This is a genomic window from Micromonospora sp. ATLC20, from assembly GCF_057196585.1.
Genome location: NZ_JBXUOV010000039.1, coordinates 21,689 through 41,634, shown reverse-complemented (window position 1 = coordinate 41,634; position 19,946 = coordinate 21,689). Strand labels below are relative to the sequence as shown.

Genomic DNA, 19,946 nt, shown 5'->3' with positions numbered 1-19,946 from the left:
CCCCCGCGCGCCCCCCCCCCCCCCCCCCCCCCCCCCCCCCCCCCCCCCGCCCCCGCCCCCCCCCCCCCCCCCCCCCCCCCCCCCCCCCCCCCCCCCGCGTCCAATCCAGCGATATATGTCGATGTCGTGGACGAGACTGAAGACGGCAGCACACCTCGGAACACTGTGCGTCATGGGGACGCTACGCATCCACTTCACAGCCGGGGACCTCAGCCGCACCCGGCTGGCGGTCCGGCCGGATCCCCTGTGGGAGATCGTCTGCAGCCTGCACCGTCTCCAGACCCGGGCCGGCTACGCGGGTTACGCCCGGTGGCACCGGCAGATCCGTCCGGGCCTGGAGCGGGCCGGCCTCGTCCCGGTCGTGCGCGAGCGGCTCCTGCCCGTCGTGCCGCTCAAGCGGTACTTCCCCGACTTCCTCACCCCCGGCCCGGTCACCGACCTCGACGAGGGGATCGACCGGGTACTCGGCACCCCGGCCCGGCGGATCCGCACCGAACTGGGGCGGATGGTGACGCCCGTCGACGGCGCGTGGATGAGCGACCTGGCCGCCGGCCGGCTCGCCGCCCGGCACGGCCTCGGCGACGCGCTGCGCGCCTACTTCCGGGTCGCGCTCGCACCGTACTGGGCTCAGATCACCTCTGCCGTCTCCGGCGACCGGGCCCTGCGCGGTGCCTGGATCCTCGACGACGGCGCCGGGCGGATCCTCGACGACCTGAGCCCGGAGACCTCCTGGGATCCGCCGGTGCTGTCCGTGCACGGCTACCCGGAGGACCGGGACATGCATCTCGACGGTCGGGGCATCACGCTGGTCCCGTCGTACTTCTGCTGGCACGCGCCGATCACGCTGGCCGACCCCGAACTGCCGCCGACGCTCGTCTACCCGGCACGCCGGCAGCGACCGGAACCGGCGCCGCCGGCCGGTCCGCAACGCCGGCTCGGACCGCTGCTCGGCCACACCCGGGTGGCGGTGCTGCGCGCCGCCGCGGCCGGCGCCACCACCGGCGAACTGGCCCGGCGTGCCCGCATCTCGCCGGCCACCACCAGCCACCACACCACCATCCTGCGCGAGGCCGGGCTGATCACCAGTCAGCGGCACGGCAACCTGGTGCTGCACCGGCTCACCGCGATGGGCGAGGCGCTGCTCGGCGAGACGCACGGGCCGGACCGCTGACGACCGTCCATGCCGGACGGTCGACGTCGACGGGAACCGATCCTTGACGGGCCGGGGTGAACCCACCTAGCGTGCAGACATCGGACATCTGACGTCGGATAGATCGGCCGATTCCCCCTCCCCCGTCCCGGAAGGAACCACGTGTCCCCTCGCCGCGCCATACCGCGCCGCGCAACCGTCCTCGCGGCGGCCGCCCTCACCCTGCTCTCCGTACTGCCCGCCACCGCCGCCCAGGCCGCCGCCCCCGCCGGTGTGACAGCCACCGTCGGCGCCGACTGCACCGCCGGCCGGCTGCTGCTCGACCTCGACAACCGCAGCGCCACGACGCAGACCTACACCGTCACCTGGCCCGGTCGCTCCGGCTCGCCGTGGACCCGCACGGTCGCCGCCGGTGGCAACGCCGAGCTGTACTGGACGCTGTCCCCCGGCACGCCGTACACGCTGCGCACGACGACCCCGACCGGTCTGGACGAGACCACCGGCGGCATCTTCCACTGCGGCACCGGCATGTCCGCGCTGGCCGGCTTCGACTGCACGAACGGCCGCCTCCAACTCGCGCTGGAGAACCGCACCACGACGGCCCGGGACTTCACCGTCACCTGGCCCGGACGCACCGGCTCACCGTGGACCCGCACCGTCGCCGCCGGCGGCAACCACCTGCACTACTGGACCGTCGGCGCCGGCGCCCCGTACACGCTGCGGGTCACCGCGCCGGGCTTCGACACCACGCTGCGCGGCACCACCTCCTGCGACCTCACCGCCGGCAGCCCGCAGCTCGCCACCACCACGCTGCTGACCACGCAGACCGTGATCCGCGGCCTCAACGGCGCGAACGGCCGCTACGACGGCACAGTCGCCTCGGTCCGCATCCCCGGCCTGGCCGTCACAGGCAGCGGCACTGTCATCGCCGTGGCCGACGCCCGGGTCAACGGCTCGTACGACCTCGGCGGCGGCACCAACAACATCCAGATCGTGATGATCCGCAGCACCGACGGCGGACGCAGCTTCGAGCAGCCCCGCGTCATCCACGCGCCGCCCACCACCAGCGAGGGCGTCGGCGACCCCAGCCTGCTCGTGGACCGCGCCACCGGCGTCGTCTACTGCTTCTTCACCTACTCCCCCCGGCCCGGCATCAGCTTCTGGTCCGGCGGCTCCGGCCTGAACACCGCCGACGACCCGAACAGCATGCACCTGCGCTACATCACCAGCCGGGACGACGGAGCCACCTGGAGCGCCCCGGTCGAGCTGAACCCGGCCGTCAAGGACCCCACCTGGCGGCAGGTGTTCTTCTCCTCCGGCCACGGCATCCAGACCAGCACCGGCCGCCTGATCCAGCCGATCGCCTACCGGGACTCCGCGGGCACCAGCCACGCCGCGAACATCTACAGCGACGACCACGGCGCGACCTGGCGGCGCGGCGGATCCGCCGGCGGGAACATCAACGAGAGCAAGGCGATCGAACGCGGCACCGGCGCAGTGGTGCAGAACATGCGGCACAACTCGACCCGCAGCCGCTTCTACGCCACGTCCACCGACGGCGCCACGACGTTCGGTCCGGCGACGGCGAGCGCCGTGCTGACCGACCCGCTCTGCAACGCCGACGAGATGTCCTACCTGCGCCCGGCCGAGGTCGGCGCGAACCGCGCGCCGGTACGCACCCGCACGGCGCTGTTCAGCAACAACGCGCACCCGACCGCGCGCAACGACCTCACCGTCCGGCTGTCCACCGACGACGGCGCGACCTGGCCGGCGCGGGCACTGGTCAAGCCCGGCGGCGCCGGTTACTCGACGATGGCGGTCCTGGCCGACGGCACTGTCGGCAAACTGTACGAGGTGGGCGACACCGGCGGCATCTACTTCGCCCGGTTCAGCCTCGACTGGGTGAAGGGCGCCTGAGCGCCGTGTCCCGCCCGGACAGCGGCGTCCGGGCGGGACACGGTCAGCGCTGCCAGCGGACCACGCCGCCGACCACCGTGATCGCCACGGTCAGGTCCCGCAGCCGCGCCGGTTCGACCCGGTACGGGTCGGTGGGCAGCACGATGAAGTCGGCGAGCATGCCGGGACGCAGCCGGCCCTTCAGGTGCTCCTCGTAGGAGGCGTACGCGCCGGCCTCGGTGAAGCAGCGCAACGCCGCGTCCAGGTCGAGCCGCTCGTGCGGGTCGACACCGCCGGGCGGGGTGCCGCCGGGCTGCTGCCGGGTCACCGCGGCGTGGATGCCGAAGAATGGGTCGGGGTCCTCCACCGGGGCGTCCGACCCGAACGCCACAGTCGCCCCGGCGTCGAGCAGGCTGCGCCAGGCGTACGACGCCAGGCCCCGGCCGGCGAGCATCCGGGTGGTCAGCGGGATGTCGCTGGTGCAGTGCGTGGGCTGCATCGAGGCGATCACGCCGTGCCGGGCGAGCAGCGGCACGTCGTCCGGCAGCAGGTGCTGGGTGTGCTCGATCCGGTGCCGCAGCCGTGCCACCGCGCCGGGCTCCGCCGACTCGCGCCAGCGCGCGTACGCCCGCAGCACCATCCGGTTCGCCGCGTCGCCGATGGCGTGCGCCGCCACCGCGATCCCGGCCGCGGCCGCGGTCGCCACCAGCCGCTCGAACTCCTCGGCCGGGGTGACGGCGATGCCGTGGTTGCCGGGCTCGCCGTCGTACGGCTCGGTCATCAGGCAGGTGTGTGAGCCGAGCGCGCCGTCGGTGAAGATCTTCACCGGGCCGGTGCTCAGCCAGCGGTCCCCGTCGCCGGTGGCCCAGCCGGCGTCGATCGCCTCGTCCAGGGCGGTGGCGGGGATCGTCTTGTGCACCCGCAGCGGCAGCTCGCCGCGGGCGTACAGCGTCTCGTAGGCGGCGCGGGCGTCCTGCCCGTCGAGGTCGTGGATGCCGGTCAGGCCGGCGGAGAGCAGCCGGGGCAGGTGGGCGCGCAGCTGCGCCACCAGGTCACCGGCGTGCGGGGAGCGCACCACCGCGTACGCAGCGTCGGCCGCCGCCTCGCGCAGGATGCCGGTCGGCTCGCCGTGCTCGTCCCGCGCGATCTGCCCGCCGGGCGGGTCGGAGGTGGTGGCGTCGATGCCGAGGCGGGCCAGGGCGGCGGTGTTCACCCAGATGGTGTGGCCGTCGATGCTCGGTAGCGCCGCCGGCCGGTCCGGGCAGACCCGGTCCAGGTCGGTGCGGGCCGGCTGCACGGGCCGGGTCCATCTGTTGCTGTCCCACCCGCCGCCGAGCAGCCAGGCGTCCGGCGGCAGAGTGGCGGCGTGTCCCGCGATCCGGGTCAGCGCCTCGTCGAGGCTCGCCGTGCCGCGCAGGTCCACCTGGTCCAGCCCGCGCACGTAGGACGCCGCGTGGATGTGGCTGTCGATCAGCCCGGGCAGCACGGCCATCCCGCCGAGGTCGACCCGCCGTGCGCCGCCGCCGGCCCGGTCCCGGCAGTCGGCGAGGTCACCGACGGCGACGATCCGCTCGCCGCGGACCAGCATCGCCTCGGCGTACGGGCGGTCCGGGTCGAGGGTGTGGATGCGGGCGTTCTCGTAGACCGTGCCGCTCATGGGCTCCCCTGCCTCGGCGCTCGTACGGAGTGTCAGGACGTGCGGACCGGCGACGTCTCCTCCGGCTCACCGGCCCGGTCCGCGCGGATCCGGTCGATGTGGTCCGCCAGCTCGTCGGTGATCAGCAGGTCCCGCCGGATGTCGTCGTGCGGGTACGCGGTCCGCCCCACCATGTGCGCCGCCACCGGGGCGGTCGCGAGCTGGAACAGGCCCACCAGGACCAGCGTGGTGATGTCCACCCCGGTACGCAGCCGCAGCGCGCAGCCGAACAGCACCAGCAGCAACCCGAGCACCTGGGGCTTTGCCGCCGCGTGCATCCGCGACAGCACGTCCGGGAAGCGGACCAGCGCGATGCCGGCGGCGAGGCAGAGCAGCGCGCCGGCGATCAGGCAGACGCTGGCGACGATGTCCAGGATCGCGTCGGCGGTCACTTCGTGCTTCTCCGGGACGCGAACCGGGCGACGCTCACCGATCCGACGAAACCGACGAGGGCGAGGACGACGAGGACCGGCAGCGCGGTGGCGTCCCGGCTGTAGGCCGCCTCGGTGGCGATGGCCGCGACCGCGACGGCGAGCAGCACGTCGGTGGCGACGGCCCGGTCGAGGATGGACGGCCCGCGGATGATGCGGACGAGGGTGAGTCCACCGGCCGCGACGAGCAGCGCGGTGACGATCACGGCGACGACGGTCACGTCGGTGCTCCTTCCAGTTCGACCGAACCGGCGGGTTCGGCCTCGTCGTGGCGGATCCGGTCGCGTTCCTCGGCCGAGCCGACGGCGGCGACGATGCGCGCCTCCAGCTCCAGCACGCTGCGCCGGAACCGTTCCACCTCGTCGGGGCTCCGGATCCCGATGACGTGCACGTAGAGCGTCCCGGTACTCCGGTCGGCCTCCAGGATGAGGCTGCCCGGCACCAGCGACAGCGCCTCGGCGTTGAGGGTCAGGTTGAGGTCGGTGTTCACCCGCAGGCGCACCGCGATGATCGCCGAGTGCGGGTGCCCGGAACGGAAGGCCAGCCAGGCCACCTGGGCGGACGCGACCACCAGGTCGTACAGGAAACGGATCACGAACCGCAGCAGCGGTACCGGCCGGATCCGGCCGGCGAACGTGACAGGGGGCAGCGGGAAGACCACCAGCAGCACCGCCGCGACCACGAGTCCGCTGATCACGTTGGCCCAGCTGAAGGTGCCCCACAACAGCACCCAGACGGTCACCAGGCCGGTCACCGCGATGGCCCGGTTGCGCCAGCGGTCACGGCGGGTCAGTGGCGCTTTCGGCTGACTGGTCACGGCGGTCCCTCCGGGAACACGGCCTCGACGTACGGGGCACGGCGCAACAGGTCGTCGGCGGCGTCGGTACTGATGTCGAACAGCGGTCCGGCCACCACCGTCAACGCCAGGCCGAGCACCACGAGGGCGGCGGTGGACACGGTCATCAGCCGGGGCAGCACCGCACCGGCCGGCGACGAGCCGTCGTGCGGCTGCTCGGCGCCGTCGGTGCGGGCCGCCTGCTCGGCGTCGCCGGGCTCCGGCATGTCCGGGTGCGGCGCCCGCCAGAAGGCGAGGTTCCACACCCGGGCGATGGCGTAGAGCGTGAGCAGGCTGGTGAGCAGTCCCCCGGCGACGAGCGACCAGGCCAGGAACCCGCCGTCGTCGACGCCGGCCTGGACCAGCCCGAGCTTGCCGAGGAACCCGGAGAACGGTGGTATGCCGGCCAGGTTCAGCGCGGGCACGAAGAACAGCACCGCCAGCAGTGGTGACAGCCGGGCCAGGCCGCCGAGGCGGTCCAGCGCGGTGCTGCCGCCGCGTCGTTCGACCAGGCCGGCGGCGAGGAACAGCGTGGTCTGGATGGTGATGTGGTGCACCACGTAGAAGATCGCCGCGGACAGGCCGAGCGGGGTGGTCAGGCCGACCCCGAACAGCATGTACCCGATGTGGCTGACCAGTGTGAACGACAGCAGCCGTTTGATGTCCGACTGCGCGACCGCGCCGAGGATGCCCACCACCATGGTCAGCGCCGCTATCACCATGAGCAGGTCGGCGGTGCGGCCACCGGGGAACAGCAGCGTCTCGGTACGGATGATCGCGTACACGCCGACCTTGGTGAGCAGGCCGGCGAAGACCGCCGTCACCGGCGCGGGCGCGGTGGGATAGCTGTCCGGCAGCCACGCGGACAGCGGGAACACCGCCGCCTTGATGCCGAAGGCGAGCAGCAGCATGCCCTGGAGCACCATGCGGATGTCGTCGGGCAGCGCGTCCAGGCGGTCGGCGAGCTGCGCCAGGTTCAGCGTGCCGGTGGCGGAGTAGACCAGGCCGATCGCCACCAGGAAGATCAGCGACGAGAGCAGGCTGACCACGACGTACGTGGTGCCGGCCCGGATCCGCGTCTCGGTGCTGCCCAGCGTCAGCAGCACGTAGCTCGCCACCAGGAGGATCTCGAAGCCGACGTAGAGGTTGAACAGGTCGCCGGAGAGGAAGGCGTTGCAGACGCCCGCGGTCAGCACCAGATAGGTCGGGTGGTAGACCGACAGCGGCGTCTCCTCGTTGCCGTCGGCCATGCCCTGCCCGATGGAGTAGACGAGCACGCACAGGGTGACCGAGGCGGACACCACGAGCATCAGCGCGGCCAGCTGGTCGGCGACGAGCACGATGCCCATCGGCGCCACCCAGCCGCCCACCTCCACCACGAGCGGGCCGTCCAGCGAGGAGCGGACCAGGAGCATCGCGGCCACCGCGACGGTGGCGGTGAGCACGATGATGCTGACCCACCGCTGGGCGCGGGCCCGGCGGGCGAGCAGCAGGGTGAGGGCGGCGCCGAGCAGCGGCATCACCACCGGCAGCGGGACGAGCCAGGTCATCGGACGGCCTCCGCCTCGCCGGCGGCGAGCACCCGGACCTCGGGGCCGCCGTCGGCGGCGTCGACGGTGTCCGAGTCCGAGGTGCCCGGGCCCTCGTCCCGGTCGGCCAGCTCCATGATCCGGCGGTCCTCGACGTCGTCCTGCACCTCGTCGTGCCCGTTGAGGTGCCAGCTCCGGTAGGCCAGCGCGAGCAGGAACGCGGTCATGCCGAGCGTGATCACGATCGCGGTCAGCACCATCGCCTGGGGCAGCGGGTCGGACATGTCCTCCTGGGCGGTGGTGCCGACGATCGGCGGGCCGCCGGCCCGGCCGCCGGTGAGCAGCAGCAGGTTGGCGCCGTTGCCGAGCAGGATGACCCCCATCAGGACGCGGGTGAGGCTGCGTTCCAGCAGCAGGGTGACGCCGGTGGCGAACAGGACGCCGATGACCACGACGTAGACCAGGTTGGGGATGTTCGGGCTCACACCAGCTCCTCTTCCCGTACGCCGGCCGGTTCGGTCTCCTGTTCGTCGACCTCCTCCTGGCGGTCCATCTCGGCGCCCAGGCTGCGCAGGATGTCCAGGACGAGGCCGACCACGATGAGGTAGACGCCGACGTCGAAGAAGACCGACGTCACGAAGTGCACGTGGCCCAGCAGCGGCAGGTGGAAGTCGAGCGTCGCGCTCTGCAGGAACTCGCCGCCCAGCAGCATCGCGGCCACGCCGGTGCCGACCGCGACGAACAGGCCCGCGCCGAGCACCAGGCCGGCGTCGACGGGTGCGGCGCCGTTGAGTTCGGTACGCCCGCCCGCCAGGTATCGCACGGCGAGTCCCAGCCCGGCGACCAGCCCGGCGGCGAAGCCGCCACCGGGGGCGTTGTGGCCGGAGAAGAGCAGGTAGATCGAGAACAGCAGGATGGCGTGGAAGAGCAGGCGGGTGACCACCTGGAGGATCACCGACTGCTGCCGGGAGGTCGCGCCGCTGGTCAGCCAGCGCGGGCGCGACGACTGCTGCCGGCCGGCGCCGGGGATGCCGCTGCGCAGGTCCAGCGCGCGGGAGCGGCGGAAGATCAGGCTGGCCACGCCGGTGGCGGCCACCACCAGCACGGCGATCTCGCCCATCGTGTCCCAGGCGCGGATGTCGACGAGGGTCACGTTGACGACGTTCTTGCCGCCGCCGTAGGAGACGGCCTCGTCCGGGAAGCCGACCGAGATCGGCGTGGCGGTCCGGCTGCCCGCCGCCACGTACGCCATCCCGGCGGTGACCACGCCGACGGCGACGCCGAGCGCGACCCGGAACCGCCGGGTGGCGCGGATCGGGCGGGCCGAGAACCGGCGCGGCAGGCGGCGCAGCACCAGCACGAACATCACGATCGTGACGGTCTCCACCAGGAACTGGGTGAGCGCGAGGTCGGGCGCGCCGTGCAGGATGAACATCAGCGCCGTGCCGTAGCCGGTCACGCCGACCAGGATCATCGCGGTCAGCCGGCGGCGGGCGCGCGCGGCCACCAGCGCCGCGACCACGATGACCGCGCCGGCGACGGCCTGCAACGGGGTGTCCCAGAGCTGGAACCGGCTGGCCCACGGCGCGCCGGCGAGCACCGCGCCACCGGGCAGCACGACCAGCACCAGCAGGATGACGCCGAGGTAGAACGGCAGCGAGCCGCGCTGGGTGGCGCCGGTCAACTCGACCGCCGCGCGGTCGACCGCGCCGGCCAGCCGGTCGTAGCCGGTGGCGCCGTCGAACGGCAGCCGCGGCAGGTACGGCCGGCGCCGGTGCAGCAGCAGGAATAGCCCGAGACCGGCGGTCACCGCCAGCGCCGACAGGCCCAGCGCCGGGGTCAGGCCGTGCCAGAGGGCCAGGTGGTAGCCGGGGTCGGCGGTCGGGAACTGATCGGCGTACGGGGCCAGCACCCGGTCCACCGCCGGGGCGAGCACGCCGACGGCGAGGCCGGCGAGGGCGAGCACCGCCGCCGGGCCGATGAACGCCGGCTCGATCCGGTGCGGCCGGGTCTCCGCGACGCCGGGCTTGGCGGCGAACGCGCCCCACAGGAACCGCGCGGTGTACGCGACGGTCAGCGCCGAGCCGGCCACCACGCCGGCGAGCACGACCAGTTCGGTCGTGCCGCCGTGCAGGAACGCCTCGAGCGCTGCCTCCTTGGCCACGAAGCCGATCAGCGGCGGCAGGCCCGCCATCGAGGCGGCCGCGAGTCCGGCGACCGCCGCCAGCACCGGCGCGCGCCGGCCCAGCCCGCTGAGCTCGCGCAGGTCGCGGGTGCCGGTGACGTGGTCGACGACGCCGACGACGAGGAACAGTGTGGCTTTGAACAGGGCGTGCGCCAGCAGCATCGCGGCGCCGGCCAGCGCGGTGTCCCGGGTGCCCGCGCCGAGGATCACCATGAGCAGGCCGAGCTGGCTCACCGTGCCGTACGCCAGCAGCAGCTTCAGGTCGACCTGCCGCAGCGCCGTCCAGCCGCCGAGGAACAGCGTGATCAGGCCGCCGGCCAGCAGGACGCCGCGCCACACGGTGGTCTGGCCCACGGCGGGGCCCATCAGCGCGGCCAGGAACACTCCCGCCTTGACCATCGCGGCGGCGTGCAGGTACGCGCTGACCGGCGTGGGCGCCGCCATCGCGCGCGGCAGCCAGAAGCTGAACGGGAAGATCGCCGATTTGCTGGTCACGCCGAGCAGGACGAGCACCAGCGCGACGGTGAGGTAGCCGCCCTCGGGCAGGTTCCCGGCGATCTCCGACCACCGGTACGAGCCGGCGTGCTGGCCGAGCATCACGAACCCGGCGAGCATCGCCAGGCCGCCCAGCGTGGTCACCAGCAGCGCCTGCATCGCCGCGCGGCGGCTGGCCCGCTTGGTCGGGTCGCTGCCGATCAGCAGGTACGAGAAGACGGTGGTGAGTTCCCAGAACACGTACAGCAGCAGCAGGTCGTCGGAGACGACCAGGCCGAGCATCGCGCCGGCGAACGCGACGAACACCGCGGCGAACCGGCCGAGGCCGGGATCGTCGGAGCGGAAATAGCGCGCGCTGTAGGCCAGCACGAGGGCGCCGACTCCACCCACGAGCAGCACCAGCAGCCAGGACAGCGTGCCCATGCGCAGCGCGAGTTCCAGGCCGAGCTGCGGCACCCAGGTGACGGTCTCGACGACGGGCCGGCCCGCGCGGACCGCTTCGGTGCGGGTCACCGCCCAGATCAGGGCCGCCGCCGGGACGGCCGCCAGCAGGTAGAGAGCCCGCCGACCGAGGAGGCGTACCAGCACGGGGGCGGTCACGGCTGCGAACGCATGGACCGCCACCAGAACCAGCACACACACTCCTCAAGATCGACCTGCGGTAGGTCAACCCTAACCGGCCAGGCCGCGCGACGGTATGTCGAGAGAATCACGCGAACGTGTCGTGTCGGCTCCGCTGTGTTTCGGGTAAGGAGTGAGGTTTGGTCTGCCCGGTACACCGGTCGGCGTCCGGCCGGTCCCCCGATAGGGTGGTCGGCGTGCTGCCGATGCGAGCCGCCCTGGCGGGCACCACCGGGAACGCGATGCTGATGGGCCTCGCCGAGGTCAGCACGCCACTCGGCTGGGTGCTGCTGCCGGGCCTGCTCGGCGTCTCGGCCCGCCCTCGGGTGGCGGCACTGGTGTCGGCGTGGGCGGGCGTGCTGGTCGCGCTGTCCGTCGTCGTACCGGTGATCCCCGGCCACCGCAGTGATCCGCAGGCGCTGCTCGCCTCGGCGGCCGGCCTGGCCGTGGTGCCGGTCCTGGCCTGGGCCCGCCGCCGGACGCGGACCGCTACGGTGACGCGCGCCGCCGCGCCGCCGGACGTCGCCGTGTTCACCGTGCCGGCCGGGCCGGGAAGCGCCGCGCTGGCGATCTGCGGCAGGGCCGGCGAGATCGGCGCCGCCGTACCGGTCCGCGGTGGCGGGCTGCGCGTCCTGCTCGGCACCGTCACCGGCGCCGCGCTGGACACGCCCGCCGGGCGCCGGGCGATCGAGCAGGCGTTCCGCCGGGCCGCCGCCGGACCGCAGCGCACCGTGCCGTACCTGGCCGGCGCACTCGACCGGGTGGTCCGCGACCTCGCCCCGGCGGGGCACCTGCGCGCCACGATCGTGGAGGTGGACCGCGCCGGATCGGTCCGCGCGATGCGGTGCGGATCACCGGATCTCGTCGTCACCGCCGGGGACCGCGCCGAACCCGCAGGAGTGCCGGCCGGGCCGGCGATCGGGTCCACCGTGCCGGGCGGGCACGCCGTACCCTGCCCGGTCACCGGCCGCCGGATCGCCGTCGTCGGCACCGGCTTCACCGACACGCACGGCGAGCACTGGCTGCGCGTACTCGATCAGGTGGCTGCCGCGGACGACCCGGCGCGGGCCGCGGAGCTGCTGACCCGCGGGCCCCGGGGCGGGCCGCGCACCGGCCCGGCGCTGGTGGTCGACCCGTCGTCGCGGGCGTGACACAGGCGGCGCGCGCGGGCCGGTCGCCGGACGGCCCGCCTAGGCTGATGCGATGGGCCGGCGTCCGGTGCCGGCCCCACCCGGGGGGACCGCGATGACCGACAGCGCCCGCCGTCCGGCGCCGGTCGCGGGCGGCGAGGACGAGCAGTGGCTGGCCGAGGTGGCCCGCGCGGCGGGCGCCGACGCCGGTGGCGTGCCGGTGGAGTTGCTCGGCGACTACCTGCGGCTGCTGACCGACGCGGCGGTGACCGGCCGCCGCCCGCGCCGCGCCGAACTCGACGCGGTCGGCGCGCTGGGCCGGCGCGCCGCCGAGCAGGGGATCTCCGCCGGTCGCGCGGTACGTCTCTACCTTTCCGCGGCGCGGCGCGTGTGGCGGCAGCTGCCGCACCTGGACCGGTCCGACGACAGCGAGGCGGTCCGCGCCGCCGCCGACGCCGTCCTGCACGTGGTCGACACCGCGGTGGCCACCCTCGCCGAGGGGTACGCGGTGGCCCGCCGGGAACTGGTCCGGCGGGAGGAGTCGCTGCGCCGGGAACTCGTCGACGACCTGCTGCGCGGCGACTCCGACCTGGGCGGGCTGGTGGAGCGGGCCGAGCCGTTCGGCCTGGACCTGGCCCGGGTGCACCAGGTCGCGCTGGCCGCGCCCGGCCGCCGGCTGCCGGACACCGAGGCGGCGATCAGCGCGTTGGAGCGGGTCATCTTCGACCGGCTCGGTGACCGGGACGTGCTGGTGGCCACGAAGGAGGGGCTGCTCGTGGTGATCGCCCCCGCGGATCCCGTGACCGCCGACCAGGGCCGCGGCGCCGGCGCGACCGGCAACCTCGGCGCGTTGATGCACGGTGAGCTGGACCGCCTGGTGCGGGGCCGGCCGTGGCAGGTGGCGGTGGGCCGTCCGCACCCGGGCGTCTACGGCATCGCCCGCTCGTACGAGGAGGCCCGGGAGGCGCTCACCACGGCGCGGCGCCTGCACAGCGAGGCATCCGTGATCGACGCGCACGACCTGCTGATCTACCGGGTGCTGCTGCGCGACCAGCCCGCCATGGTCGACCTGGTACGGGCGGTGCTGACGCCGCTGGCCCAGGCGCGTGGCGGCGCCGAGCCGCTGCTGGACACGCTCACCGAGTACTTCGCCTGCGGCGAGGTGTCGACCGAGGCCGCCCGCCGGCTGCACGTGTCGGTGCGCACCGTCACCTACCGGCTGGCCCGGATCCGGGCGCTGAGCGGCTACGACCCCGCCGACGCGCGGGACCGGTTCACGCTGCACGCCGCCGTGCTCGGCGCGCGGGCACTGGACTGGCCGCGCCGGCCGCTGCCGGCGTAGGGCCGACGCCGGCCCGGGCCCGCCGCCGGTGTGACAGGCGGCTCAGGCCGGTACGGCGACCAACTCCGGGAAGCCGAGCAGGTTGGCCAGGGCCGACGCCTCGTCACGGGTGAGCGTGAGCGTGACCATGCGGTCCGGGTCGTCCGGGTCGTCGTGGACGACGTCGCGCCGGCCGCCCACCTGGTAGTCGATCACCCCGATGCGACGGCCCTCCTCGGTGACCAGCGTGTGCCGGACCCCGATGCCGGGGAGGTTCGTACGTTCGATGATCACGGGGACCTCCTTCGCACGCGGCCGCCGGGGACCGGCCGGAGCCGGCCGGAGCTACGGCGACGCGGTGGACGTTCGAGCTGAGCTCGCGTTCTCCATGTGTCAACCATAGCCAGGGGGTATGGGCGGATCCGGGTTCCGGCGACCGGCAATCATTGCGCCCTTTGTTGGCCGGTGGCGCGCAGTGCCGCGCGTGACGTTCCCGGCGACGCTGGAGGTCCGAGGCGGTACCCGAGCAGCGAGGAGGTGGTGAGCATGACCCGCACGTCGATGGCTCCGCCACCGGTGTTCGCCGGTCTCCTCGCGTCCCGATCTGCGAGCGGCGACCAGAAGCGCGTCTGAGCCCCCGGCCGCCGGCGTCGTCGAGTGAATCCGACGCCCGCGGCCCCGGCCACGCCCCTCCCCGCACGTCCACCGCCCGTTGGGCACCCTGATCCGAAAGAGGTCGGTATGCCGCACCCTGTCACCGCCATTCGCCCACCGGCCCGTACCGGCATGCTGATCGGCCGCTCCCACGGCAGCCGCCCGCCGGTCACCGTCGACGCGGCGCCGATCGCCGTGGACCTCGGCAGCAGCCTGCTGCGGATCTGGCTCGGACCGGGCCGGACGCTGAGCGTCCCGCTCGGCCACGGCCTGCGCAGCCCGGTCGTGCGGCGCGGCCGGATCATCGACGGCCCGGCCTGCGTCTCCGAGCTGCGGCGGATCCTGCGCGACCACCGCACCCCGGTCCCGGTCGGGGCGCTGGTCGTGGCCTGCCGTCCGGTGCTCGCCGCGCCGGCCGAGCAGGAGGCGACCCGCCGGGTGCTCACCGCTGTGCTCGCGCCGTCCCGGCTGCTGTTCCTCGACAGCGTCCGGGCGGGTGCCATCGGCGCCGGCGCCGCCGCCGGCACCCTGCTGGTCGCCGACATCGGCGCCCAGCTCACCGAGGTGGCGCTGCTGGAGGACGGCCGGGTGGTCGCCGCCCGCCGGGCCGACGTCGGCACGCGGGACCTCAACCACGCGACGACCGCCGCCATGCTCGCCGACACCACCGCCCGGCTGGTACGCGAGCTGCGGCAGGACGCGACGCTACGGCCCCTGGTCCGCGACGCGCTGGCCCGTGGCCCGATCGTCATCGGTGACGGCGCCACCCGGCCCGACGTGACCGCCCGCCTGGTCGCCACGCTCGGCGCGACGGTGCACCGGGCCGCGTCACCCCGTACCGCCGCGCTGACCGGCGCCGGCATGGCCGCCATCTCGGCCCTGCGACACCCGCACGACACCCCGCGCCGCCCGGAAAGGAGCGCCTGATCATGACGCACGCCCTCAACCGCACCGACACGCTGCGCGAACTGCTGGACCGGCAGTTCGGCGAGTACACCGACCAGCTCACCGAGCTGACGCTGCACACGCGGCAGCCCGACTACGGCGGCCACGACCCGGACACGCTGCGCCGGCTCGTCGAGACCGCCCGGCAGGGCATCGCGGACACCGCCCAGGCGCTGAAGCGGATGTCCGAGGGCACGTACGGCGTCTGCGAGCGGTGCGGGCAGGACATCCCGACCGCCCGCCTGGAGATCCTGCCCTCGGCCCGCTTCTGCGTGCCGTGCCAGCAACGCCGCTGAGCACGTACGGGGCTGTCGGGGCAGGCGCCGGCCGGTAGCGTCACCGCCATGGATGTCGATGACGTCGCCGGCCGGCTCGGCGTGCCCGCCGAGGAGGTCGACCGGGTGCACCGGCTCGCCGGTGACCTGCCATCCGCGCCGCTGCCCGGCCGGGCGGACGCACCAGCCCTGCTGGCCCGGCTCGCGGTACGCCCCGACGACGCCGCCGAGATCCTCGCGGGCTGGCCGGAACCGGGGTCACCACTGTGGACCCCCGAGCTGCGCTGGCTGCTCGACCGCTCGACCGCCCTGGTCCGCGCCGACCTCGGCGGCCACGCCTGGCTGACCCCGGGCCCGGCGCTGCCGCGCGACCGGGGTCCGGCCTGGCGGCACCTCTACGTCTATGCGTACCTCGCACTCGTCGACGTGGTCCGGGCCTACCACCGCGACCACGGCGTCCCCGACGACGTGTCCTGGGCGACACTCGCCGACCTGGGCAACAACCTCGCCGTCGACCGGCGGATGAACGGCGACGGCTGGCCGGTCATGCAGAGCTGGCTGACGCTGCACGTGCGCGGTGGCCTCTACGAGCTGGGCCGGCTCCAGCACCAGCGCGGCGACGGCGGCGCGATCGGCCTGCACATCCCGGACTCCGGACCGCTGACCCCGGAGGCGGTCGACGCGTCGCTGGAGCGGGCCCGCGCGTTCTTCCCGCGCCACTTCCCCGGCGAGCGCTACACCGCGTTCTCCTGCGGTTCCTGGCTGCTCGACCCGCAGTTGCGCGAATACCTGCCGGAGGACTCCAACATCGTCCGGTTCCAGCGGCGGTTCACGCTGGAGCCCTACCAGGACCTGCCCGGGCTGGACGGCGACACGGAGGTGCTGCGGTTCGTGTTCCGCACCCTGGACACGCCGCTGGACCGGCTGCCGCGCCGTACCGTGCTCCAGCGCGCGGTGATCGACCACCTCCGGGCCGGTCGCCACTGGCAGTGGCGCCGGGGCCGCTTCCCGATCGCCGGGCCGGACGGGCGGTAGCCGCGCCGGGCCGGCGTGACCGGCTGTCGGCCGGGTGCGGTGGTCAGTCCGGGTGGCGGCGGGCGGCGTAGGCCCGCACCTTGGCGCGGTTGCCGCACGTGGCCATGCTGCACCAGCGGCGCCGCCCCCGGGGGTCCAGGAACAGCCAGCCGCAGTCGGCGGCCGGGCAGGCTCGCACCTCGGTGCGGGCCGCCGAGGTGAGCAGATCGGCGGCGGCCCGGGCACCCGCCAGCAACGGCAGTCGCAGCCCGGCGTCCTCGGGCAGCGTCCAGTGGGCGATCCCGTCCCGGCCCGGCTCCAGGACGGCCGCCGCAGCGGCCTCCCGTGCCGGCCCGGCGACCCGCCGGAAGGCCGCGGTGTCGTCGGGGTCGAGCAGCACGTCGTGCAGCGCGGTGCGCAGCGCCCGGGTCGCCGCCAGCACCTCGTCCCCGGCGGACGGCCGGCGGCGGCCCGCCTCCCGCAGCCGGCCTACTGTGGCCGGGGCGAGCAGCCCGACGTGACCGGCCCACACCGCGAGCCGGTCGTAGTCGCGCAGCCAATCCCGTTCCGGGCTCGGGGGCGCGGCCCAGCCCGCCCAGGTGTTGCAGAGCTCCAGCGCGGGATGGCCGCTGACCGGGATCGGCATCGGATAGCCCTCGACGTTCACCCAGTGCATGCCGACAGTGTGCCTTGACTCGGCCGCGCTAACCAGTCAGTGTAATCACACCGGTTAATCATCGTCTACTGGTTAGGTGATGCCATGCGCCCCGGAAAGACAGTCAGTCGGTTCCTACTCGGCATGCTCGTCGCGTCCGCGGCCCTCGTGGCCGCTCCACCCGCTCCGCTGCTCGCGCACGGCGACGCCTCCGCGGCCGCCCGGCCGAGCGGTCGGCCCGAGCCCTGGCGTCCGTCGATCCAGGAGGACTGGACCGGCCCGGCGGGCCGCTATTGCTCCTTCCCGCTCCAGGTCCGCGTCGTCTCCCAGGACGTCCGGGTCCGGGTGCTCGCCCGGTACGCCACCGGCGCCGTCCGGCGCGAGGAGTACGCCGGGCCGCTGACCGTCGACTTCGTCGACGCCGACACCGGACGGGCCGTGCGCCGCGACGCGGGCGGCTCCGGCCTGCTCGAGTACCGGCCTGACGGCGGGTGGCTGCGCTACACCATCGTCGGGCCGGCCGGATTCGGCTTCCGCCCCGGAGACCACTACCGACGTGGCTACTACATCCTCGACGGACTGCACGTGATCTCGGTCGATCCGGACGGCACCCGTGCGCTGACGCTCGGAATCGGGCGGCAGGACGACATCTGCGTGGCGCTCGGCGACCGGGCCGCCTGACCCGGCTGCCCGCGACGGTGGTGGGTGGGATGACCGACGTACGGCTGTCCGTGCTCGGGCCGCTGGTCGCGCGCCGCGACGGCGCGGACGTGCCGCTCGGCGGCCGGCGGCAACGCATGGTGCTCGCCACGCTGCTGGTCGCGCGGGGGCGGATGCTGCCCGCCGAGCGGCTGCGGGACCTGGTCTGGAGCGACGGCCGGCGGACGGCCGGAGCGGCGACCCTGCACGGCTACGTGGCCGCGCTGCGGCGGGCGCTCGAACCGGACCGGCCGCCGCGCTCACCGGGCCGGGTGCTGCGCCGCGAGGGCCCCGGGTACGCCCTGCGGGTGCCGCCCGGGCAGGTCGACGCGGAACGGTTCGCCGCGCTCGTCGCGCACGGCGTCACCCTGCTGGACCGGGGTCACGCCGCCGCGGCCCTGGCCGGTCTGACCGGTGCGCTCGGGTTGTGGCGCGGGCCGGCGTACGCCGATCTGGCGGAAGCCCCGTTCGCGCTGCCGGAGATCGCCCGCCTGGAGGGAATGCGGGCCGCCGCCGCCGAGTCGCGGCTGGCCGCCCTGCTTGCGCTGGGGCGGCACACCGAGATCCTCGGCGAACTGGAGGCGCTCGTGCTGTTGCAGCCGTTGCGGGAGCGCGGCTGGGAGATGCTGGCGATCGCGCTGTACCGGGCCGGCCGGCAGGGCGACGCGCTCGCAGTGGTACGCCGCGCGCGGACGCGGCTCGCCCGCGACCTCGGGGTCGACCCGGGATGCGGGCTGCTGCGCCTGGAGACGGCGATCCTCCGTCAGGACGCCTCACTCGACCTCGCGTCCGGCCCGGCCGCGCCGCCGCAGTCGCGACGTGACGGCGGTGATCCCAGTGGGATCCCAGTCGACGCCGGCACCGTCGGCGGCACGACCATCCAGAGTGAAGGGGGACGGCATGCGCGGGCTGCGACCGATGACCGAGGCGGAACCGGAGTTCGAGGTCAACGTCAAGAACAACTACGTCGACTGCGTCGATCTGCCGACCGCACGTACCCGGCAGCGGCTGCCGCTGCCCGAGGGAACCGCCGCCGCCGAGCCGGCCGGCGCGGACCGGGACCGGTCGCCGGAGTCCCGGTGACCCGAGCGGCCGGGCTCGCGCCCCGGTGGCGGGCGTGGACCGCCGAGAACCTGGCCCTCGGCGTACCGGCCGACGAGGTCCGGGAGGCGCTGCTGGCGGCCGGGTTGCCCGTGCCGGAGGTCGACGAGGAACTGGCCCGCGCGCCCGGGCACCCGTACTTCCGGGCCTGCGTACGCCTGGCCAGGGAGTACGCCTGGACGGAGTCCCTGCTCGACCTCTACGGCGATCTCCGCTCGGCGCAACTGGCCGGCGGGCTGGAGCGGCGCTCCGGCCTGTCCCCCGCCGAGTTCTTCGACAGGTACTACGTCGCCAACCGCCCGGTGATCCTGGCCGGCGCGGTCGACGACTGGCCGGCGCGGCGGGAGTGGACGACGGCCCGGCTGCGGGACCGGCTCGGCGCCGTCGAGGTCGAGGTGATGACCGGGCGGGACAGCAACCCGGAGCACGGCTGGCAGCACGACGCGCACCGGACCCGGATGACGTTCGCCGACTACCTCACGATGGTCGAGACGGGCGGGGAGACGAACGACCACTACATGGTCGCGCGCAACGACAACTGGCAGCACGGTCTCAAGCCGCTGGCCCAGGACATCAGGCCGGTGCCGGGGATCATCGATCCGGCTCTGCTGCCGGAGACGGTGACCCTGCTGCTGGGGCCGGCCGGCACTGTCACCGCCCTGCACCACGACAACATGAACATCCTGCTGTGCCAGGTGACGGGCCGCAAGCACGTCCGTCTGGTGCCGTCCTACCAGCGCGGGCGGGTCTATCCCCGGGGCGGGACGTACAGCCGGGTCGACGCCGCGCGGCCCGATCTCGACCAGCACCCGCTGTACGAGCGGGCCACCGTCCTGTCGGAGGTGCTGGAGCCGGGTGACGCACTGTTCGTGCCGGCCGGGTGGTGGCACTGGGTACGGGCCCTGGACGTCAGCGCCACGGTGAGCCTGCACCACTTCCAGGTGCCCGCGGGCAATCACTACCTGCACCCGCCGCTGGTGCGCGGCGAGCCCTGACGGCGGCGGATGCCGGGAACGCCGATACCGGCGCCCCCGGCATCCGGTCTATCCCTTGTCCCGCTCCGGTGGCGGGTCCGGGATCTCGTCCGCGGCCAGTCCGGGCGGTCCGGTCGGTGGCGGGTCGCGTACGTCGGCGCGGTACCGCACCGCCGGTGGTTCACCGGCCGACGGCACCGGGCCGATGGTGAGGGCGGTGGCGGCCAGCATCGTGCCGATCAGCAACCTCCGCATGCGTCACCTCCTCTCCTCGTCGCCGTCCGGGGTGCCACCGGGCGGCGGGCCCGGCGGCCAGCCTCCGCCCGCCCACTGGGATACG

Annotated in this window: 19 protein-coding genes; 9 read left to right on the top strand and 10 right to left on the bottom strand. The window is 74.4% G+C overall.

Going from position 1 to position 19,946, the window contains the following annotated elements:
• Window positions 1-172: 172 nt before the first annotated feature.
• Window positions 173-1,171 carry an ArsR/SmtB family transcription factor gene (locus tag AC2CHG_RS11630; RefSeq protein WP_484524723.1) on the top strand — a complete coding sequence of 333 codons (999 nt, stop codon included), beginning with the start codon at window positions 173-175 and terminating at the stop codon, window positions 1,169-1,171.
• 141 nt (window positions 1,172-1,312) lie between these two features.
• Window positions 1,313-3,067, top strand: coding sequence for an exo-alpha-sialidase (locus AC2CHG_RS11625; protein ID WP_484524722.1), 1,755 nt, complete (start codon window positions 1,313-1,315; stop codon window positions 3,065-3,067).
• Window positions 3,068-3,110: 43 nt separating this feature from the next.
• Here AC2CHG_RS11625 and AC2CHG_RS11620 read toward each other — a convergent pair whose 3' ends face one another.
• From AC2CHG_RS11620 to AC2CHG_RS11590, 7 genes are read right to left on the bottom strand one after another with little or no spacing between them, the layout of a single operon-like run.
• A complete protein-coding gene (locus AC2CHG_RS11620; RefSeq protein ID WP_484524721.1) occupies window positions 3,111-4,703 on the bottom strand; it encodes an amidohydrolase in 1,593 nt (530 codons plus the stop codon).
• 32 nt (window positions 4,704-4,735) lie between these two features.
• On the bottom strand, window positions 4,736-5,134 hold the full coding sequence (mnhG, locus tag AC2CHG_RS11615) for a monovalent cation/H(+) antiporter subunit G (protein ID WP_262014538.1): 399 nt from the start codon (window positions 5,132-5,134) through the stop codon (window positions 4,736-4,738).
• Window positions 5,131-5,394, bottom strand: coding sequence for a monovalent cation/H+ antiporter complex subunit F (locus tag AC2CHG_RS11610; RefSeq protein ID WP_135239653.1), 264 nt, complete (start codon window positions 5,392-5,394; stop codon window positions 5,131-5,133). The genes mnhG and AC2CHG_RS11610 overlap by 4 nt, the downstream gene beginning before the upstream one ends.
• Window positions 5,391-5,990 (bottom strand): Na+/H+ antiporter subunit E, encoded by a 600-nt coding sequence (locus tag AC2CHG_RS11605; protein WP_262014539.1) that lies wholly within the window; start codon window positions 5,988-5,990, stop codon window positions 5,391-5,393. The genes AC2CHG_RS11610 and AC2CHG_RS11605 overlap by 4 nt, the downstream gene beginning before the upstream one ends.
• Window positions 5,987-7,558, bottom strand: coding sequence for a Na+/H+ antiporter subunit D (locus AC2CHG_RS11600; RefSeq protein ID WP_484524720.1), 1,572 nt, complete (start codon window positions 7,556-7,558; stop codon window positions 5,987-5,989). Before AC2CHG_RS11600 ends, AC2CHG_RS11605 begins: the two co-directional genes overlap by 4 nt.
• A complete protein-coding gene (locus AC2CHG_RS11595; protein WP_463840626.1) occupies window positions 7,555-8,022 on the bottom strand; it encodes a Na(+)/H(+) antiporter subunit C in 468 nt (155 codons plus the stop codon). The genes AC2CHG_RS11600 and AC2CHG_RS11595 overlap by 4 nt, the downstream gene beginning before the upstream one ends.
• Window positions 8,019-10,853 carry a Na+/H+ antiporter subunit A gene (locus tag AC2CHG_RS11590; RefSeq protein WP_484524719.1) on the bottom strand — a complete coding sequence of 945 codons (2,835 nt, stop codon included), beginning with the start codon at window positions 10,851-10,853 and terminating at the stop codon, window positions 8,019-8,021. The genes AC2CHG_RS11595 and AC2CHG_RS11590 overlap by 4 nt, the downstream gene beginning before the upstream one ends.
• Window positions 10,854-11,044: 191 nt before the next feature.
• On the opposite strand from AC2CHG_RS11590, the gene AC2CHG_RS11585 reads away from it, so the two are divergent.
• Both AC2CHG_RS11585 and AC2CHG_RS11580 read left to right on the top strand, forming a co-directional pair.
• The gene (locus tag AC2CHG_RS11585) at window positions 11,045-11,989 is read left to right on the top strand and encodes a hypothetical protein (RefSeq protein WP_484524724.1); all 945 of its coding nucleotides are present in this window, start codon (window positions 11,045-11,047) and stop codon (window positions 11,987-11,989) included.
• Between the two features lie 94 nt (window positions 11,990-12,083).
• Window positions 12,084-13,310: a PucR family transcriptional regulator gene (locus AC2CHG_RS11580; protein WP_262014543.1), complete on the top strand. Its 1,227-nt coding sequence runs from the start codon at window positions 12,084-12,086 to the stop codon at window positions 13,308-13,310.
• Window positions 13,311-13,352: 42 nt separating this feature from the next.
• On the opposite strand, the gene AC2CHG_RS11575 is transcribed toward AC2CHG_RS11580, so the two are convergent.
• A complete protein-coding gene (locus AC2CHG_RS11575; protein WP_135239647.1) occupies window positions 13,353-13,583 on the bottom strand; it encodes a cation:proton antiporter regulatory subunit in 231 nt (76 codons plus the stop codon).
• A 447-nt stretch (window positions 13,584-14,030) separates the two neighbouring features.
• Here AC2CHG_RS11575 and AC2CHG_RS11570 point away from each other — a divergent pair, with 447 nt between their 5' ends.
• Genes AC2CHG_RS11570 through AC2CHG_RS11560 form a run of 3 tightly spaced genes read left to right on the top strand, consistent with a single transcriptional unit; the run spans window position 14,031 to window position 16,198 of the window.
• On the top strand, window positions 14,031-14,870 hold the full coding sequence (locus AC2CHG_RS11570) for a rod shape-determining protein (protein WP_262014544.1): 840 nt from the start codon (window positions 14,031-14,033) through the stop codon (window positions 14,868-14,870).
• A 2-nt stretch (window positions 14,871-14,872) separates the two neighbouring features.
• Window positions 14,873-15,184 carry a TraR/DksA family transcriptional regulator gene (locus AC2CHG_RS11565; RefSeq protein WP_135239645.1) on the top strand — a complete coding sequence of 104 codons (312 nt, stop codon included), beginning with the start codon at window positions 14,873-14,875 and terminating at the stop codon, window positions 15,182-15,184.
• A 48-nt stretch (window positions 15,185-15,232) separates the two neighbouring features.
• On the top strand, window positions 15,233-16,198 hold the full coding sequence (locus AC2CHG_RS11560) for an acyltransferase domain-containing protein (RefSeq protein WP_484524718.1): 966 nt from the start codon (window positions 15,233-15,235) through the stop codon (window positions 16,196-16,198).
• A gap of 43 nt (window positions 16,199-16,241) precedes the next feature.
• Here the strand turns inward: AC2CHG_RS11560 and AC2CHG_RS11555 are convergent, their stop codons facing one another.
• Window positions 16,242-16,853, bottom strand: a complete 612-nt coding sequence (locus AC2CHG_RS11555; protein WP_402811180.1) for a CGNR zinc finger domain-containing protein — start codon at window positions 16,851-16,853, stop codon at window positions 16,242-16,244.
• A 123-nt stretch (window positions 16,854-16,976) separates the two neighbouring features.
• On the opposite strand from AC2CHG_RS11555, the gene AC2CHG_RS11550 reads away from it, so the two are divergent.
• On the top strand, window positions 16,977-17,513 hold the full coding sequence (locus tag AC2CHG_RS11550; protein WP_262014547.1) for a hypothetical protein: 537 nt from the start codon (window positions 16,977-16,979) through the stop codon (window positions 17,511-17,513).
• A gap of 29 nt (window positions 17,514-17,542) precedes the next feature.
• On the top strand, window positions 17,543-19,627 hold the full coding sequence (locus AC2CHG_RS11545) for a cupin-like domain-containing protein (RefSeq protein WP_484524717.1): 2,085 nt from the start codon (window positions 17,543-17,545) through the stop codon (window positions 19,625-19,627).
• 48 nt (window positions 19,628-19,675) lie between these two features.
• On the opposite strand, the gene AC2CHG_RS11540 is transcribed toward AC2CHG_RS11545, so the two are convergent.
• On the bottom strand, window positions 19,676-19,861 hold the full coding sequence (locus AC2CHG_RS11540; RefSeq protein WP_484524716.1) for a hypothetical protein: 186 nt from the start codon (window positions 19,859-19,861) through the stop codon (window positions 19,676-19,678).
• Between the last annotated feature and the right edge of the window lie 85 nt (window positions 19,862-19,946).

Coding starts and splice junctions, on each gene's coding strand:
- AC2CHG_RS11630 (WP_484524723.1), top strand. CDS start 173: ATGGGGACGCTACGCATCCACTTCACAGCCGGGGACCTCAGCCGCACC.
- AC2CHG_RS11620 (WP_484524721.1), bottom strand. CDS start 4,703: ATGAGCGGCACGGTCTACGAGAACGCCCGCATCCACACCCTCGACCCG.
- AC2CHG_RS11600 (WP_484524720.1), bottom strand. CDS start 7,558: ATGACCTGGCTCGTCCCGCTGCCGGTGGTGATGCCGCTGCTCGGCGCC.
- AC2CHG_RS11585 (WP_484524724.1), top strand. CDS start 11,045: ATGCGAGCCGCCCTGGCGGGCACCACCGGGAACGCGATGCTGATGGGC.
- AC2CHG_RS11580 (WP_262014543.1), top strand. CDS start 12,084: ATGACCGACAGCGCCCGCCGTCCGGCGCCGGTCGCGGGCGGCGAGGAC.
- AC2CHG_RS11570 (WP_262014544.1), top strand. CDS start 14,031: ATGCCGCACCCTGTCACCGCCATTCGCCCACCGGCCCGTACCGGCATG.
- AC2CHG_RS11565 (WP_135239645.1), top strand. CDS start 14,873: ATGACGCACGCCCTCAACCGCACCGACACGCTGCGCGAACTGCTGGAC.
- AC2CHG_RS11560 (WP_484524718.1), top strand. CDS start 15,233: ATGGATGTCGATGACGTCGCCGGCCGGCTCGGCGTGCCCGCCGAGGAG.
- AC2CHG_RS11555 (WP_402811180.1), bottom strand. CDS start 16,853: ATGCACTGGGTGAACGTCGAGGGCTATCCGATGCCGATCCCGGTCAGC.
- AC2CHG_RS11550 (WP_262014547.1), top strand. CDS start 16,977: ATGCTCGTCGCGTCCGCGGCCCTCGTGGCCGCTCCACCCGCTCCGCTG.
- AC2CHG_RS11545 (WP_484524717.1), top strand. CDS start 17,543: ATGACCGACGTACGGCTGTCCGTGCTCGGGCCGCTGGTCGCGCGCCGC.
- AC2CHG_RS11540 (WP_484524716.1), bottom strand. CDS start 19,861: ATGCGGAGGTTGCTGATCGGCACGATGCTGGCCGCCACCGCCCTCACC.